At 31.3% G+C, this 15,815-nt stretch carries 14 protein-coding genes; 9 read left to right on the forward strand and 5 right to left on the reverse strand.

Features of this window, described 5'->3' with window-relative positions:
* Positions 1–279 (forward strand): IS3 family transposase (locus BLV79_RS03565; RefSeq protein WP_143470205.1); only part of this gene is annotated, 279 nt, incomplete at its 5' end.
* A gap of 195 nt (positions 280–474) precedes the next feature.
* On the opposite strand, the gene BLV79_RS03570 is transcribed toward BLV79_RS03565, so the two are convergent.
* Complete coding sequence (locus BLV79_RS03570) at positions 475–1,179, reverse strand: energy-coupled thiamine transporter ThiT (RefSeq protein ID WP_074716255.1); 705 nt, start codon at positions 1,177–1,179, stop codon at positions 475–477.
* Positions 1,180–1,427: 248 nt separating this feature from the next.
* Between BLV79_RS03570 and gdhA the strand changes: the two genes are divergently transcribed.
* The 4 genes from gdhA (at position 1,428) to BLV79_RS03590 (ending at position 5,795) form a co-directional block, all read left to right on the forward strand.
* Entirely contained in the window at positions 1,428–2,774 is a 1,347-nt protein-coding gene (gene gdhA / locus BLV79_RS03575; protein ID WP_074716257.1) for an NADP-specific glutamate dehydrogenase, read from the forward strand.
* Between the two features lie 317 nt (positions 2,775–3,091).
* Positions 3,092–3,631 carry a signal peptidase I gene (gene lepB / locus BLV79_RS03580; RefSeq protein ID WP_074716259.1) on the forward strand — a complete coding sequence of 180 codons (540 nt, stop codon included), beginning with the start codon at positions 3,092–3,094 and terminating at the stop codon, positions 3,629–3,631.
* Positions 3,632–3,701: 70 nt separating this feature from the next.
* Positions 3,702–4,895, forward strand: coding sequence for a cation diffusion facilitator family transporter (locus tag BLV79_RS03585; protein WP_074716261.1), 1,194 nt, complete (start codon positions 3,702–3,704; stop codon positions 4,893–4,895).
* 54 nt (positions 4,896–4,949) lie between these two features.
* On the forward strand, positions 4,950–5,795 hold the full coding sequence (locus tag BLV79_RS03590) for a P-loop NTPase (protein WP_083354436.1): 846 nt from the start codon (positions 4,950–4,952) through the stop codon (positions 5,793–5,795).
* A 202-nt stretch (positions 5,796–5,997) separates the two neighbouring features.
* On the opposite strand, the gene BLV79_RS03595 is transcribed toward BLV79_RS03590, so the two are convergent.
* The 3 genes from BLV79_RS03595 to BLV79_RS03605 all read right to left on the reverse strand — a co-directional run bounded on the left by BLV79_RS03595 (position 5,998) and on the right by BLV79_RS03605 (position 11,044).
* Positions 5,998–8,094, reverse strand: coding sequence for an LTA synthase family protein (locus BLV79_RS03595; protein WP_083354430.1), 2,097 nt, complete (start codon positions 8,092–8,094; stop codon positions 5,998–6,000).
* Between the two features lie 279 nt (positions 8,095–8,373).
* Positions 8,374–9,714, reverse strand: a complete 1,341-nt coding sequence (locus BLV79_RS03600) for a butyryl-CoA:acetate CoA-transferase (RefSeq protein ID WP_074716262.1) — start codon at positions 9,712–9,714, stop codon at positions 8,374–8,376.
* Positions 9,715–9,988: 274 nt separating this feature from the next.
* Positions 9,989–11,044 carry a glycosyltransferase family 2 protein gene (locus BLV79_RS03605; RefSeq protein ID WP_242871427.1) on the reverse strand — a complete coding sequence of 352 codons (1,056 nt, stop codon included), beginning with the start codon at positions 11,042–11,044 and terminating at the stop codon, positions 9,989–9,991.
* 116 nt (positions 11,045–11,160) lie between these two features.
* Here BLV79_RS03605 and BLV79_RS03610 point away from each other — a divergent pair, with 116 nt between their 5' ends.
* Complete coding sequence (locus BLV79_RS03610; protein WP_074716264.1) at positions 11,161–12,090, forward strand: DMT family transporter; 930 nt, start codon at positions 11,161–11,163, stop codon at positions 12,088–12,090.
* A gap of 27 nt (positions 12,091–12,117) precedes the next feature.
* Positions 12,118–13,323 (forward strand): class I SAM-dependent rRNA methyltransferase, encoded by a 1,206-nt coding sequence (locus BLV79_RS03615; protein ID WP_074716266.1) that lies wholly within the window; start codon positions 12,118–12,120, stop codon positions 13,321–13,323.
* Positions 13,324–13,415: 92 nt separating this feature from the next.
* Here the strand turns inward: BLV79_RS03615 and BLV79_RS03620 are convergent, their stop codons facing one another.
* On the reverse strand, positions 13,416–13,799 hold the full coding sequence (locus tag BLV79_RS03620; protein ID WP_074716268.1) for a C-GCAxxG-C-C family protein: 384 nt from the start codon (positions 13,797–13,799) through the stop codon (positions 13,416–13,418).
* 141 nt (positions 13,800–13,940) lie between these two features.
* Between BLV79_RS03620 and rlmD the strand changes: the two genes are divergently transcribed.
* Positions 13,941–15,083: a 23S rRNA (uracil(1939)-C(5))-methyltransferase RlmD gene (gene rlmD / locus BLV79_RS03625; protein WP_074716270.1), complete on the forward strand. Its 1,143-nt coding sequence runs from the start codon at positions 13,941–13,943 to the stop codon at positions 15,081–15,083.
* Between the two features lie 354 nt (positions 15,084–15,437).
* A complete protein-coding gene (gene rpsJ / locus BLV79_RS03630) occupies positions 15,438–15,755 on the forward strand; it encodes a 30S ribosomal protein S10 (RefSeq protein ID WP_074716272.1) in 318 nt (105 codons plus the stop codon).
* Positions 15,756–15,815: the final 60 nt, after the last annotated feature.

The raw sequence follows: 15,815 nt of genomic DNA on the forward strand, positions 1-15,815 counted from the left end.
GGTTGGGCTTATCAGATGAAAGCATACTCGCATAGACTAAAAGAAGAACGAATATTTCAAAGTATGTCCAGGAAAGGGAACTGCCTTGATAATTCGATAATGGAGAATTTCTTTGGTTTACTTAAGCAAGAGATATACTATGGTGTTGTTTACTATAGTTATGAGGAATTAAAATCGGAAATAGAACGGTTTATAAAGTATTACAATGAAGAGAGAATAAAAGAAAAGTTAGGATGGATGAGTCCTGTTCAATACAGGCACCATCTTTTAGCTGCATAAAGAAAACGAGACGACCGAAGTCGTCTCGTAAAAAAGTCTAACTTTGAGGGGTCACCTCAATTTTTATCAAATAGGCAATGTCCTTTTTTCTTATAAAAAAACTTATTACAACAATTAAATTGTAAATTTTTTCCAAGCTAAAACTTTTGATAACAAAGTTTTAATATAGTTTTTGCAGAATTATTATGCGTTTCACTAAAATAATTGTGCTGGCATGTTTTCGCCTGTTGCGAGCTTTGTAATGTATGATAAGCCATTGGTGAAGCTTTTGCTGCAACTAGAAAGAGCCAATAGACCAAGTGTTAAAGCCATTTCTGAAAATAAATATATGCCGTTGTATGCAATGGAATATGCAAATGAGTTTGTCATTCCTAAAAATGATGTATAGGAGCTAAAGAATATAACACCTGATAGAACAGCAAATACAAATCTTCCAAAAACTCCAGCAATATAGCCTTTTATTAAACCGTGTTTTGAATTGGTAAAGATACCAGATAATCCTAAAGCACCAAATGCTAAAATATAATCAGTAATAGTTTGTGGTAAACTTATGATGTAAGGATTAACAATTAATTGCAAAAGTCCGAAAGCTACTCCGGCAGTTATACCTATTTTTATGCCATACCAATAGCCTATTAGTGTTACAAAAAGCATACTAAAAAGAGTAATAGAACCGCCCATTGGTAAATTAAAAAGTTTGATAAATGAGGCTAAAAAAGCAATTGCAAGTGTTACAGATGTAAATGCAAGTTGTTTAGGACTAAGTTTTAGTTTTTTCCCAAAGAAAGCACAGGAAAGTAACAAAATAGCGATTATTAAAACTACAATTGATATATTACCTAATAAGGTGAATGAGTAAGTACCATCATTTGCGGTACTAGATTTTAAAAATAGTGACATTTTAATTATTCCTCCATAACTATAAAACATAAAATCGAATATATTTCAATCCAGATAAAACTTTAATATTTTTTTTGAATAAAGTCAAGTTGTGTATAAAATATATTATTATTATAGAAAATTGATGTAAAAGCACTTTACAACTGTGAAAATATACAGAAATAAAGAAAAAAATATTTACAAATTCTAAAAAAAGCTTTAATATAGAGAAGAAGTAATATTTTTATACACAAAAGGAGAATTGGAAGATGAGTTATGTAGATGAGGTATTAAAAAGAGTTAAAGAAAAAAATGCATCAGAACCTGAATTTTTACAGGCAGCAGAAGAAGTTTTAGAGTCATTAAAACCTGTTATTGATGCAAATGAGGAAAAATTTAGAAAAGAAGCATTGCTTGAAAGACTAGTTGAGCCAGATCGTCAGATTAAATTCCGTGTACCATGGGTTGATGATAAAGGACAAGTACAGGTTAATACAGGATATAGAGTACAGTATAATAATGCTATTGGACCTTACAAGGGAGGATTGAGATTACATCCTTCTGTTAATATCGGTATTATTAAGTTCTTGGGCTTTGAACAAATTTTCAAAAATTCTTTGACAGGACTTCCTATTGGTGGAGGTAAGGGTGGTTCTGATTTTGATCCTAAAGGAAAATCTGATAGAGAAGTTATGGCATTTTGCCAAAGCTTTATGACAGAATTGTGCAAATATATTGGAGCTGATGTAGATGTACCAGCTGGTGATATTGGAACAGGCGCAAGAGAAATTGGATACATGTTTGGACAGTACAAGAAAATAAAAGGAACATACGAAGGTGTTCTTACAGGTAAAGGATTAAGCTATGGTGGTTCACTTGCTCGTACTGAAGCTACAGGATATGGCCTTGTATACATTACAGAAGAACTTTTAAAAGATCACGATATGGATATTAAGGATAAAACAGTAGTAGTATCAGGTGCTGGAAATGTTGCAATTTACGCTATTCAAAAAGCACAGCAGTTAGGTGCAAAGGTTGTAACATGTTCTGATTCTACTGGTTGGATTTATGATCCAGAGGGAATTGATGTTGAATTATTAAAAGAAGTAAAAGAAGTTAAACGTGCAAGATTAACAGAATATGCAGCAGCTCGTAAGAGTGCAGAATATCACGAGAAAAAGAATGGTGAGCACGGAGTATGGAATATTAAATGTGATATTGCATTACCATGTGCTACTCAGAATGAATTAGACTTAGATGATGCAAAAGAGCTTGTTAAAAATGGTGTATTAGCTGTTTGTGAAGGCGCAAATATGCCTACAACTTTAGATGCAACTAAATATCTTCAGGATAATGGAGTATTATTTATTTGTGGTAAAGCTTCAAATGCAGGTGGTGTTGCTACTTCAGCACTTGAGATGTCACAGAATAGTGAGAGATTAAGTTGGACATTTGAAGAAGTAGATGGTAAATTACAGCAGATTATGAAAAACATTTATCATAATATTTCAGATGCTGCAAAACGTTATGATATGGAAGGTAACTATGTGGCTGGCGCAAATATTGCAGGTTTCGAAAAAGTTGCAGATGCAATGTTAGCTCAAGGTGTTTGCTAAAATAAATTATTTGCTAGAAAAGTAAATTCAAGATATTTATAGTATTAAGTAAACAATACTAAGAAAAAATATCAAACAAAAAATATCAAACAAAAAATATCAAACAAAAAATATCAAACAAAAAAATTAAAAATAAAAAATATTATTAAAAAAATGATAAATTCCTCTGTGTAGGCAGATTGTTTATGCATATGTATGCCAAATGATGCATATTATTTAACAATCTACATAGAGGGATTTTTCTTAATATGAGATGTTTTCTTTCCGAAATATACACTGTATATAATATATAAAAAATATAAAGAGAGAGTGTAAGAATGAGAAAGAAAAAACAGCTACAAAGATTACTCGGATGGATACTAATAATTATGGCTGCGATTATTGTTGCGATGGTTATTAAAACGTATGTAATAATCAATGCCATTGTTCCAACAGGTTCAATGGAAAGGACTATTAAACCTGGCGACAATATTTTTGGAAATCGATTAGCGTACGTTTTTGATAATCCAAAGCGAGGAGATATAATTATTTTTTATGCACCAGATGATTTGTCTCAAAAATTTATTAAAAGAATTATAGGATTACCTGGAGATAAAATAAAAATAGTAAGTGGAAAAGTATATATAAATGATTCCAAAACTCCCCTAAAAGAAAATTATTTAAAAGAAAGATGGTACGTTATGGCAGGACCGCTTGAATATAAGGTGCCAAAAGATTCCTATTTCGTAATGGGTGATAATAGAAATAACTCTAATGACTCAAGATTTTGGAAAAATACATATGTAAAAAAAGATTATATAATTGGAAAAGGATTCTTTATCTATTTTCCTTTTAAAGATTTTGGTGAAATGAAGTAGATTAATACTTAAAAGTGTGCAATAATACTCAATATAAAGAGTGTTGTTACACACTTTTTTGGAGGGAAAAATGGGTATTTTAGAAAAAATATTTATTAAATCAGAATATTCTCAAGAGAAAAAAAGAACAGAATATGGTATTTTATGTGGAGTTTTAGGCATTTTTTTGAATATGGTGTTATTTTTGTCTAAAATCATAATTGGTACTATAAGTGGTTCAATTGCAATTACGGCAGATGCGCTAAATAACTTATCTGATGCAGGAGCTTCTGTAGTTACCTTGGTAGGTTTTAAAATGGCCTCACAAAAACCAGATCCAAATCATCCGTTTGGACATGGTAGAATGGAGTATATTTCGGGTTTTGTTGTGTCAATTTTTATTATTATAATGGCAGTTGAGTTGATACAATCTTCTTTTTTAAAGATACTAAATCCCCAAGAGGCTAGAACATCGGTGTATGTAATACTTGTTTTGATAATGTCAATCCTTGTTAAATTTTATATGGCATTTTATAATAGAAGAGTGGGAAAAAAGATTAACTCTCAGTCATTGTTTGCAACTGCAACGGATAGTTTGAGTGATTGTGTTGCAACGAGCATCGTATTAATAGTTTCTATTTTAGCCAAGTTTGGATATGGTTTTTTAGATGGGTATGCAGGAGTAGCGGTTGGATTTTTCATCTTGTATGCAGGATATACAGCAGCAAAAGATACAATAAATCCGTTGTTAGGACAACCACCAGAACCAGAATTTCTTGATAAAATTATCTATATAGTGACACATTATAATGAAAATATAGTAGGTGTTCATGATGTTATGGTTCATGATTATGGACCAGGAAGACGCATAATATCTTTGCATGCGGAAGTTCCTGTTGATGGAAATATAATAGAGTTACATGATATAATCGATAATATTGAAAATAAATTAAATAACGATTTAAATTGTATATCCGTTATACATATGGACCCGGTTGTAACATCGGATAAAGATGTTATAGAATTGAAAGATAAGATAAAAATTATAGTTTTAAAAATAGAATCTTCAATGACTATTCATGATTTTAGAGTTGTTAAAGGAAGTACTCATACTAATATTATTTTTGATGTAGTTGTGCCATATTATATGGATGCTAATGAAGCAATTCTACAAAAACAAATACAAGAAGAAGTGAATAAACAAATTGGTGAAGATTATTTTGTGGTAATTCATATGGATACTGATTTTACGAAAAAAAAGAGAGTTGAAAGTAAGAGTAATTAGGAGGAAGTAATGAGCAAGGAAAATTTTGAAGCATTTTCTAGAACAAAGAAAAACATGGAAAAACAAGGAAAAACATGGAATGGAGGAGAAAAAAGTGAGCAAACACAACAGGCTAGTAAAGAGGATTTTAAAGAGCCTATGAATGCATTTTCAAATATAAAAAATGTAATTGGTGTTGTAAGTGGAAAAGGTGGAGTAGGAAAATCTTTTGTGACATCATCATTAGCTGTTCAAATGGCAAAAAAAGGTTACAAGGTTGGAATACTTGATGCTGATATAACAGGACCATCAATACCAAAAATGTTTGGCTTAAAAGAGCAGGTTGTTGGTGATCATAGAGGAATGCTTCCAATTGAAACAAAAGAAGGTATCAAAGTTATTTCTATAAATCTTTTAATGGATAATGAAGAGGCACCTGTTATTTGGAGAGGACCAGTTATTGCTGGCGTTGTAAAACAATTCTGGAATGAAACATGTTGGGGAGATTTGGATTATTTATTCGTCGATATGCCACCTGGAACAGGAGATGTGCCACTAACAGTGTTCCAGTCTCTTCCAGTCGAAGGAATAGTTATTGTAACATCACCACAGGAATTAGTTCAGATGATTGTGAAAAAGGCTTATAATATGGCAAATATGATGAATATAAAGGTATTAGGGGTTGTTGAGAACTTCAGTTATTTACTATGTCCAGATTGTGGTAAACAAATCAAATTATTTGGTGAAAGTCATATAGATGATGTAGCAAAAGAACTTGGAATAGAAGTACTAGGCAAGCTACCACTTAATCCGGAAGCTGCACAGATTGCAGATGAAGGAAAATTCTTTGAAATTGATAATGAAGAAATGTTATCAAAAGCAATTGAAGTATTACAGAATACTGAAAAGGTTAAAGCATAATTTAATTTTGATAAAAGTATCAATGAATCATAATTAAAATATAAATAAAACCCCTCTTTATTGGTGACTATGAGAGATATTCCAAATTTTGGATAACCTCTAAATTAAACCTTTAAAGAGGGGGTTATGTTTATTTATTTTTTTATTCTATACAGAATCCCTTAATAGTATTTAAATTCGTATGATTAATCATATCGCGTTTTTATTTGCCTGAATATTTATATTCGTTAGAGCTTCTAAATATAGTATTGCTTGAACCTAATTGATTAACTACAATCTTATCTCCAGGTTTGATACCACTTGAGCTGATAGTTAATAATTTGTCTGAAGAGAAGTCGGTATCAACCTTTGTACCATTGATATAAACCCTACTCCATTTAGTGAAATTCTTACCTTCAATAATCACTTGTGAACCATCAATTGATTTCTTAGCATTTGAAACTGTTACGTCATCTATACCCATAACGATGTTTGTTGCTGGATATAAATCTTTGCCATTGTAAGCAAAACGTTTACCGTATAACAAATCGTATTGTAAATTCTCTAAACCTTTTTCGTAGTCAGAAGAATTCATTTGTGTTTGATGATAGTTTAAAATTGTTCCTTCATGAATACCAAGTGTATTTGTTGTATTAGCTAAAAGCTGATATGCTTTTAAATCAGCATCTTGTTTTGGAAGACCAAAATTGTTCCAAGTAATATATTTTGTTTTATAAATATCACCTGACTTCATATCAGAATCCTGAAGTCCCATAGTTGGTAAATGATCTCCAAACATAACAACTATAGTTTTTTCATTACGTTTACTTAATTCAGCAGTTAAATCAGCAATAAAGTTATCTACTTGGTGAAGCTGGTTAACATAGTATGTATACTGGTTAGTCTGAGCTTCATTAGAAGTACCAGAAACTTTGAATTCTGGATTGGCGATAACTGGATCTTTAGGATAATCACCATGTGAACTTACAGTAATTGTGTAAGTAAAATCAGGCTGATTAGGTGTTGAATCAAGTGTTTTAATTGTCTCGTTTACAAGAATATCATCTGTTGCCCAGCTTCCGTTAGGAGTGTAACTTTGGATATTCATAAGTTCTTTACTAGTAAAAGAATTAAATCCCATTTTAGAGAATGCATTAACACGGCTGTAGAAATTACCACCATTGTTGTGAACAGCATGTGTGCTATATCCGATTTTTGTTAAATCTGCTGCAACACTTTCACAATCAGTATCCTTAAGAATAGTTTTGTAAGGATATTCTCCAGTACCAAAGTATTTAATACTCATGCCAGATAATACTTCGAATTCTGTATTTGCAGTACCGGCACCTACTACAGGCACTGTTAAATATCCAGAAGTGTATTCTTTTTCTAATTTATGGAAAGTTGGTATAGGGTCTTTATTTGTGTGTAAGAATTTAATCTCTGATGGATCACAAAAAGACTCTAATAAAATACAAATTACATTTGGTTTTTCGTTATCAGCGATTGAAGTAGTTTGTTTTTGACTGTTTACTTTATCTTCAATTGCGTCAATTGTTTCTTTGTTGTAATTGTGTGGCTTTTTCATACCACGGTCAATAACGCTTGATGAAAAACTATATACAAAGCCATAGTTTTCATATCCTTGAGCGATATTCGAAAAATAACTTGCAACTACATGTGTTTTCTGTGCAGCAGTTGTAATTGTTGGAACACCTGCAAATAAAATAATTAAAACAGAAACAGGAGCAACAATGTAGTGGATTTTACCTTGATATTTTGGTCCTTTAATGAAAAATACAACAAGGAATAAAACAAATAATCCTAATCCTGCCACAACAAGAATTGCCTGTGTAATTGTAAAGTAATGAGTGTTGGTCATTGCAAGTAAATCTGATACCATCTTAAAATCTGTAAAAGCAAATGGAGTTACACGATTTGATAAAATAACACCATTTGTTACCCCAAGTAAAAACCATACCGAACTAATAATCAATCTGAAGAATGCACGTCTTCTAAATAAATATACTAGTGTAAGTGAAGCAAAAACTAAAAATGCATTGTAGAAATATGCAAGAGTATGACCTCCAACGAATCCACATGCTGATACCAAGCTACGTCTAGAAATCCATTCTATAACAAAAACTAATCCACAAGAAAGTAATAAGTGGAAAAGTAAAGAGTATTTATTTAAGAAATCTATACGTTTTTGTCGCTCTGGAGAAATTTGCTTTTTAGCAGTATTTGTTTGCTGTGCATCATCTTTTTTTCTTGGAAAATTTAATTTTTTAAAATTGAATTTTCTAAATTTTGTAGACATTTTTATACCTCCATCTTATAATAATTAGATTAAAAAAAAATAGATATAAAAACAAGTGGAAAGATAGATAAAAAATAAGGATAAAAAAACTAAAAAATATAAGAAATAAACAAAAAATTAAATAAGTCCAATTTAATATAAAGAAATATATATAAATATTTTACTTAATTATGCAGTAATTACAAAAAGACCCCAAATTTAAGTAGGGGTCTTTGGTAGTTTTTTGATTTTTAATTGTGTCTAAATTGTGAAAGCAATGTGTTCAAAAATTAAAAGATATTATTTATTTGATCTTCTCCAGATTTTTAATTTTTCTGCTTCCTTTATAAGCTCATCTCTGAAATCTGGATGTGCAATTGAAATCAATTTTTCGGCGCGCTCCCATGTAGATGTTCCTTTAAGATTTATAATACCATATTCTGTTACAACGTAATGAGTGTTTGCTCTTGTATCTGTTACGATAGATCCGTTTGTAAGAGTAGGTTTGATTCTAGAATATGTTTTTCCTGAACGATCAGTAAATGTTGAGGAACAGCAAATAAAACTCTTACCACCATTAGATAGGTAAGCACCTAATACGAAATCAAGTTGTCCGCCTGCACCACTGATTTGTTTTGTTCCAGCTGATTCAGCATTAATTTGACCGTATAAATCAAGATCAACGCAGTTATTAATAGAAATAAAATTATCAAGTGCTGAAATCTGGCGAATATCATTTGTGTAGCTTACTGGAGCACTCATTAGTTCAGGGTTTTCATTGATGTAATCATACATTTTTTTTGTACCTGCACCAAAACCAAAAGTTTGACGATAACGGTCGATATTTTTCTTTGAACCGTTAATTTTTCCAGCTCTTGCGATGTCAACAAATGCGTCAACATACATTTCTGTATGTACACCTAAATCTTTTAAATCAGATTGAGCGATAAGTGAACCGACAGCGTTTGGCATTCCTCCAATGCCTAATTGTAGGCAAGCACCATTTGGAATTTCATTAACTATTAATTCAGCAACCTTTTGGTCAATCTCAGTTGTTGGGCCACCAGAACTTAATTCAGGAATTGGTGAATTATCTCCTTCTACTATGTAGTCAATTTCTGAAATATGAATACAGTTTTCAGTTCCGCCTAAACAAACAGGCATATTTTGATTTACTTCTACTATAACTTTTGCTGATGAATCGCAAACAGCTTTAAGATGAGATGCATTTGGTCCAAAATTAAAATAACCATGGGCATCCATAGGAGCAACAGTAAACATTGCAACGGCGGGTTTAACGTCCAAATCACGATAGTATCGTGGAAGTTCAGAATATCGTATTGGTGAATAATATGCGCATCCACGAGAAACCAACTTACGTTCGATGCCGCTCATGTGCCAACTGTTCCAAGTGAAGTGTTCCCCAGCATCTTCACGTTCAAAAATAGCAAGTGGCTTAAGTAAAATTCCGCCACGCAGTTTTACGTCAGTTAATTCGTCTGTTCTTTTTGCTAGAGCTTTATCTAATACGTCAGGTGTGCCATTACACCAACCGTAATCAACCCAATCTCCAGATTTGATTGTTTTAACTGCTTCGTCAGCAGAAACAAGTTTTTGAGAGTATTCCTTTAAAAAATCCATTTCTTCCTCCTTATATAAACTCCTTATACAAAAAAATTGTTATTTTTTTGTCATAAATAAATATACTACTTTTATAAAAAATATACAATTGTTAATAATCACATAAATTGTTTTTGTTTTTTATAAAAATAACCATATTTATAGATATATTATGTGTATAAAAAAAATATAAAGTCAATTTACAAGGAGAAAGAGCACGGTATAAAATTTAAGCACCACTTCCTAGAAAGAACAAGAAATGGGTTAATCGTCAAAAAATAGAGGAAAGAGAAAGTTAAAGTGTCTCAGGTAATTTAAATTCATCCCCTTTGGCTTTATAGATATCAATCATTTTTTTATATTCTTCATTACGTGGTCTAGACAAATCGTATAGCTTTTGATAGCATTTTGATAGTTCATAAAAAGCAAGTCGTCCACTGATTTCTACATCGATAATGGGACCAACTTCAAAGGCACAATTATAAAACCAGATAATTGCCTCGGAGTAATCTTTTATTTCCTTATAATATAAGCCGATTTCATAACACATTTCACTACATGCATCAGTTGCAAAATCTTTTAATGCGTATTTAAAGAAATTAGCGTCATCTTTTAATATTCTATATGAGTGTGCTAAAGCACATGATATTTCCTTGAAACAATCTGTGTTATCTATGAAATGTAAAAAAATTTCTTGACTCTCTAAAAAATCAGAATCGCTTCCACATTTATATAACTCTTTGACGTACATTCTTAAAATCTTGTTAGAAAGAGTTTTATTTTTCTTAAACGAATCAATAAAGATAGAAAAGTCTCGTTTGCTATGATTTCCTTCTGGATAATGCAGTATTTCAATATCACTATCGAATATTATAGGCGTTGTATTAATTGTTTCGTGGATTGGATCAATCCATGTAAAAGTTCGTAATCGTTTAAAAAGTTTAGGGCGTAATTCTTTTTTTGCATTTTGGACAGTATTGTTTGAAGATGGAGTGACATAATACATTTGTACGATTTCAACGTCATCAATAAGTGCATCTTTCAATAATTTGAATTTTTTTTGATTTTCTTCGTTAAGTACTTCATCAGCATCTGGAGCATAGATGTAATCTTTTGTGGCTTTTGAAAAAGCAAAATTTCTTGCGGCTGAAAAATCATTAATCCACTCAAAATCATAAACTTTGTCAGTATATTCTAAGGCTATTTTTTTGGTGTTATCAGTTGAGCCGGTATCAACAATTATTATTTCATCCATAAGATGTGCAACGGAATCTAAACAACGTCTTAAAACTTTGGATTCATTTTTTACAATCATACATAGGCTTATAGTTTTCATGTTTTTAATTGGCATAATATGGAGAATAATATTATGCTATCCCCTTTCTTTGTATGTATTTTATAAGATAACTATATTTTTATATTAATATGTGATACAATTATTGAGCTTAAATGGAGGTAGAAAAAATCATGAGTAGTAATGAGTTTTTCAAAAAAACAATAGTTGTAGTAATTGGTGCATTAATTTGCTGTGCATTGTGGGGAAGTGCATTTCCTGCTATTAAATTGGGATATAAATCAATGAATATCAAAGCACATCAAACCAATCATCAGATACTATACGCAGGTGTAAGATTCTTTTTGGCAGGATTTCTTACTATATTAATAGCAAGTATAATACAAAGAAAAATTTTAAAACCACAAGTTGAGTCAGCTTCTAAGATTTTTATATTGGCAATGTTTCAAACGGTAGGACAATATATTTTCTTTTATATAGGATTAGCTCATACCACAGGGATAAAGGCATCAATTATTGAAGGTATAAGTGGTTTCGTTGCAATAGTTTTATCGGCAATAATACTAAAGATGGAAAAGATTACATTAAATAAAATTTTGGGATGTATTCTTGGTTTTTCAGGTGTGGTTATAGTGAATTTATCAGGACAGGGATTTAATTTTAGTTTTTCACCAATAGGTGAGGGATTTATACTTTTATCTACGGTAGCATATGCGTTTTCATCAGTTTTTTTAAAGCTGTTTTCAAAGACAGAAAAGCCGGTCATTCTTTGTGGATATCAATTTATGATAGGTGGACTTTTAATGATGATGTATGCAGAGCTTATGGGGGCACAGATAAGTGATTTTAGACTAAGAGGTGTAGGAATACTTCTTTATTTGGCTTTTGTATCGGCAGTGGCATATTCCCTTTGGGGAGTGTTGCTTCAATATAATGACGTCTCGAAAGTTGCAATTTTAGGCTTTATGAATCCGGTTTTTGGAGTAATATTATCGGCAATATTGCTAAACGAACTTGATTTGTTAGGCGTCAGATGTATAGCGGCTCTTTTGTTAGTTAGCGTAGGAATTTACATTGGAAGTAAATTTTCTGATAAAAATTAAAATAATACATAGAAAAAGGATAAAAAAATGGAAAATCATACAATAGTAACTTTAAAAAAAGGACAAGGAAAAATATTAAAATCAGGCGGTTTGTGGGTGTTTGATAATGAAATTGACACAATCGTAGGAAAGTTTAAAAATGGTGACATGGTTATAGTTCATGATTTTGATGGTTATCCTATGGGACGTGGATTTATAAATCAAAATTCCAAAATTCGAGTTCGCCTGATGACTAGAAATGTTGATCAGGAAATAAATGATGATTTCTTAAGAATGAGATTACAAGAAGCGTGGGATTATAGAAAAAAAACAGTAGATATTAGCAGCTGCCGAATAGTATTTGGAGATGCTGATTTCTTACCAGGTCTTGTAATTGATAAATTTTCAGATGTTTTAGTAGTACAATGTTTAGCACTTGGAATGGAAAGATTTAAACTGAAAATTATTGAACTATTAAAAGAGATTTTGTTAAATGATGATATAACAATCAAAGGTGTCTATGAAAGAAGCGATGCCAAAGAAAGAATAAAAGAAGGAATGAAAAAGGTAAAAGGATTCATCGGAGACGAATTTGATACTAATGTGGAGATAATTGAAAACGGTGTTAAATATATAGTAGACGTTAAAGATGGTCAAAAAACAGGATTCTTTTTAGATCAAAAATATAATAGATTATCTATTCAAAAGCTTTGTAAAGGTGCCAAAGTACTTGATTGTTTTACTCATACTGGTTCATTTGCATTAAATGCAGGAATTGCAGGCGCAAAAAGTGTTACAGGAGTTGATGCTTCAGAACTCGCTGTAAATCAGGCTACTGAGAATGCTAAGTTAAATGGTTTAGAAGATGTTGTTAAATTCAAATGTGAAGACGTGTTTGAATTATTACCAGAATTAGAACAAAAAGGAGAAAAATTTGATGTAGTTATACTTGATCCACCAGCATTTACTAAATCAAAAAGTTCTATAAAAAATGCAGTAAAAGGTTATAGAGAGATTAATCTAAGAGGAATGAAATTGGTTAAAGATGGAGGATATTTAGCAACATGTTCATGTTCACATTTTATGGACTATGAGCTCTTTACTAAAACAATTGGTCAAGCAGCGAGAAATGTTCATAAGCGATTAAAACAAGTTGAATTCAGAACACAGTCTCCAGATCATCCTATTTTATGGGCAGCGGATGAGAGCTATTATTTGAAATTTTATATTTTCCAGGTTGTTGATGAAAAATAAAGAAGGATAAAAAACTATAATAATAAGGGCGTATAAAAAAAGTTTATACGCCTTTAAATAAATACTTGATATAAGTCACATAAATTACTTTTCTACTTTTCGAAAAATTCTTTTTCTAGTGCATCAACAGCATTTCTAACACAGTCATCACAGGAACATAGAATAGTTCCAGTTTCGATACCTTTTAAATTTTTGCAAATAGTATCACCGCAAGACTGAGAAAAAGCAGATAATAATTTTTTTCCATTAGCTGGAGTTTTAGGTGTAATTGTGTTAGCACATCCGGCAACAATTCCTGCTCCAACTAAAGCACCACAAGTTCCTTCTAAACAGCCCATTCCACCGCCAAAGCTACTGCCTAGGTTGCGGACTAACTCATCATTCATTCCTGTAATATCAGAATATGCTTTGATTACAGCTTGACAGCAATTATATCCATTGTGTTTAAAAACTACGGCTTGTTCACGTCTATCCATAATGGTCTCCTTTGAAAAATTGTTAATATTTATAAAGCAAGTATAACATGTTTTTTATAAAAAATTAACTGGAATAAGTAAATGTGCTGTGCTAGAATAAAAGGCGCTAGAAAATACCAAACTTTTTAAAAAGGAGACAAAATGGAAGTCTGTAAATATAAAAAGAAATGTGGAGGATGTGATTATCAAGGCATTTCTTATGAAGAACAATTAAACAAAAAACAAAAATATATAAACAAGTTACTAGGAAAGTATGGAAGAATTCATAATATAGTAGGAATGAAAAATCCATATAATTATAGACATAAAGTAAATGCTGCATTTAGTTTTACAAGACAGGGTAAAATAATTGCAGGAACATATAAGGAAGGAACTCATGATGTGGTTGATATTCCAGAGTGTCAAATAGAAGATTTGGAATGTAAAAAAATTATTAACGATATAAAATTAATGCTAAAATCATTCAAAATCAAAACATATGATGAGGATACGGGCTATGGTTTGCTTAGACATGTTATGGTTAGAAAGAGTTACTATAATAAAGAAATCATGGTTGTATTGGTTTTATCGTCTCCAATTTTACCATCAAAAAATAATTTTGTTAAAGCATTAAGAAAAAACAATCCTAATATAAGTACGGTTGTAATAAACGTTAACGATAAAAAAACTAGCATGGTTCTTGGAGAAAGAAACATAGTAATATACGGTAAAGGATTTATAGAAGATCAATTATGTGGAATGACATTTAGAATTTCGCCTTCATCTTTTTATCAGGTAAATCCAGAACAAACAGAAAAAATCTATTACAAAGCAATTGAATATGCTAAACCTTCTATGAAAAAGAAAATGATAGATGCTTACTGTGGAACAGGAACTATCGGTTTAGTAATGAGTAAAAAAGCAAAAGAAGTAATAGGTATAGAGTTGAATCCTGATGCAATAAAAGACGCCGTTACAAATGCAAAAAAGAATAATAGTAAAAATATTAAGTTTTATAATGAAGATGCTACAGATTTTATGCTTAAACTTGCAAGCAAGGATGAAAGAATAGATGTTGTAGTTATGGATCCACCAAGAAGTGGAAGTACTTCGGAGTTTATAGATGCAGCAGCTAAATTATCTCCAGGCAGAATAGTCTATGTCTCATGTAATCCAGAAACATTAGAAAGGGATTTATCTTATTTTGCCAAGAAAAATTATAAAGTAAAAGAAATGACACCATATGATCAATTTCCTTTTACAAAACACATAGAAGTCGTTAGTGTGTTGATTAAGGAAGATTAAAAACAATAAATCAGGCATGTAAAAGTGCACAAAAAAGCAACATATTTTTCGTAAAACTTGGTGAAAAATAAAAATAAAAATTAGGGAAAATATGTTGCAAAAAAGGAAATATTAGGTTATAATAGGTGTTGCTGTGACATTGATAGCGATGAAATGTGAGGTTGCTACCTATGTGGTAGGTTTTCCATGGAGCGAATGTCAAGTTAGGAAACTGACGACAAGTCACTGTACAAACAATATGGACTACCAAAGTGTAGGGATAACGTGTGTTTAAAACAATGACACACACGGGAAAGTGTACAGTCACCGCTTGTCGTACTGAAGTAAAAGTGCGAAAAGGAGGCGACTTTTTTTATGGCAAGTCAAGTAATGAGAATTACTCTTAAAGCTTATGATCACGAATTAGTTGATTCATCAGCAAAAAAAATTATCGAAACTGTAAAGAAGAACGGATCACAGGTGAGCGGTCCAGTACCTCTTCCAACTAAGAAGGAAGTTGTTACTATCTTAAGAGCTGTTCACAAATATAAAGATTCACGCGAGCAGTTCGAACAGAGAACTCATAAGAGACTTATTGATATCACAACACCAACACAGAAAACTGTTGATGCATTATCAAGATTAGAAATGCCAGCTGGTGTATTTATCGATATCAAAATGAAAGAGAAATAAGATTTCTCAAAAGAATAATTAAGATATCCCTGATTAGTTAATATAGATTGACTGCTCTAG

This window comes from Lachnobacterium bovis DSM 14045, assembly GCF_900107245.1.
Lineage (GTDB): Bacteria > Bacillota > Clostridia > Lachnospirales > Lachnospiraceae > Roseburia > Roseburia bovis.

What these genes read in the sequence shown, in the direction of transcription:
- BLV79_RS03570 (WP_074716255.1), bottom strand. Translation starts at nt 1,179, where the DNA reads ATGTCACTATTTTTAAAATCTAGTACCGCAAATGATGGTACTTACTCA.
- gdhA (WP_074716257.1), top strand. Translation starts at nt 1,428, where the DNA reads ATGAGTTATGTAGATGAGGTATTAAAAAGAGTTAAAGAAAAAAATGCA.
- lepB (WP_074716259.1), top strand. Translation starts at nt 3,092, where the DNA reads ATGAGAAAGAAAAAACAGCTACAAAGATTACTCGGATGGATACTAATA.
- BLV79_RS03585 (WP_074716261.1), top strand. Translation starts at nt 3,702, where the DNA reads ATGGGTATTTTAGAAAAAATATTTATTAAATCAGAATATTCTCAAGAG.
- BLV79_RS03590 (WP_083354436.1), top strand. Translation starts at nt 4,950, where the DNA reads ATGGAAAAACAAGGAAAAACATGGAATGGAGGAGAAAAAAGTGAGCAA.
- BLV79_RS03595 (WP_083354430.1), bottom strand. Translation starts at nt 8,094, where the DNA reads ATGTCTACAAAATTTAGAAAATTCAATTTTAAAAAATTAAATTTTCCA.
- BLV79_RS03600 (WP_074716262.1), bottom strand. Translation starts at nt 9,714, where the DNA reads ATGGATTTTTTAAAGGAATACTCTCAAAAACTTGTTTCTGCTGACGAA.
- BLV79_RS03605 (WP_242871427.1), bottom strand. Translation starts at nt 11,044, where the DNA reads ATGCCAATTAAAAACATGAAAACTATAAGCCTATGTATGATTGTAAAA.
- BLV79_RS03610 (WP_074716264.1), top strand. Translation starts at nt 11,161, where the DNA reads ATGAGTAGTAATGAGTTTTTCAAAAAAACAATAGTTGTAGTAATTGGT.
- BLV79_RS03615 (WP_074716266.1), top strand. Translation starts at nt 12,118, where the DNA reads ATGGAAAATCATACAATAGTAACTTTAAAAAAAGGACAAGGAAAAATA.
- BLV79_RS03620 (WP_074716268.1), bottom strand. Translation starts at nt 13,799, where the DNA reads ATGGATAGACGTGAACAAGCCGTAGTTTTTAAACACAATGGATATAAT.
- rlmD (WP_074716270.1), top strand. Translation starts at nt 13,941, where the DNA reads ATGGAAGTCTGTAAATATAAAAAGAAATGTGGAGGATGTGATTATCAA.
- rpsJ (WP_074716272.1), top strand. Translation starts at nt 15,438, where the DNA reads ATGGCAAGTCAAGTAATGAGAATTACTCTTAAAGCTTATGATCACGAA.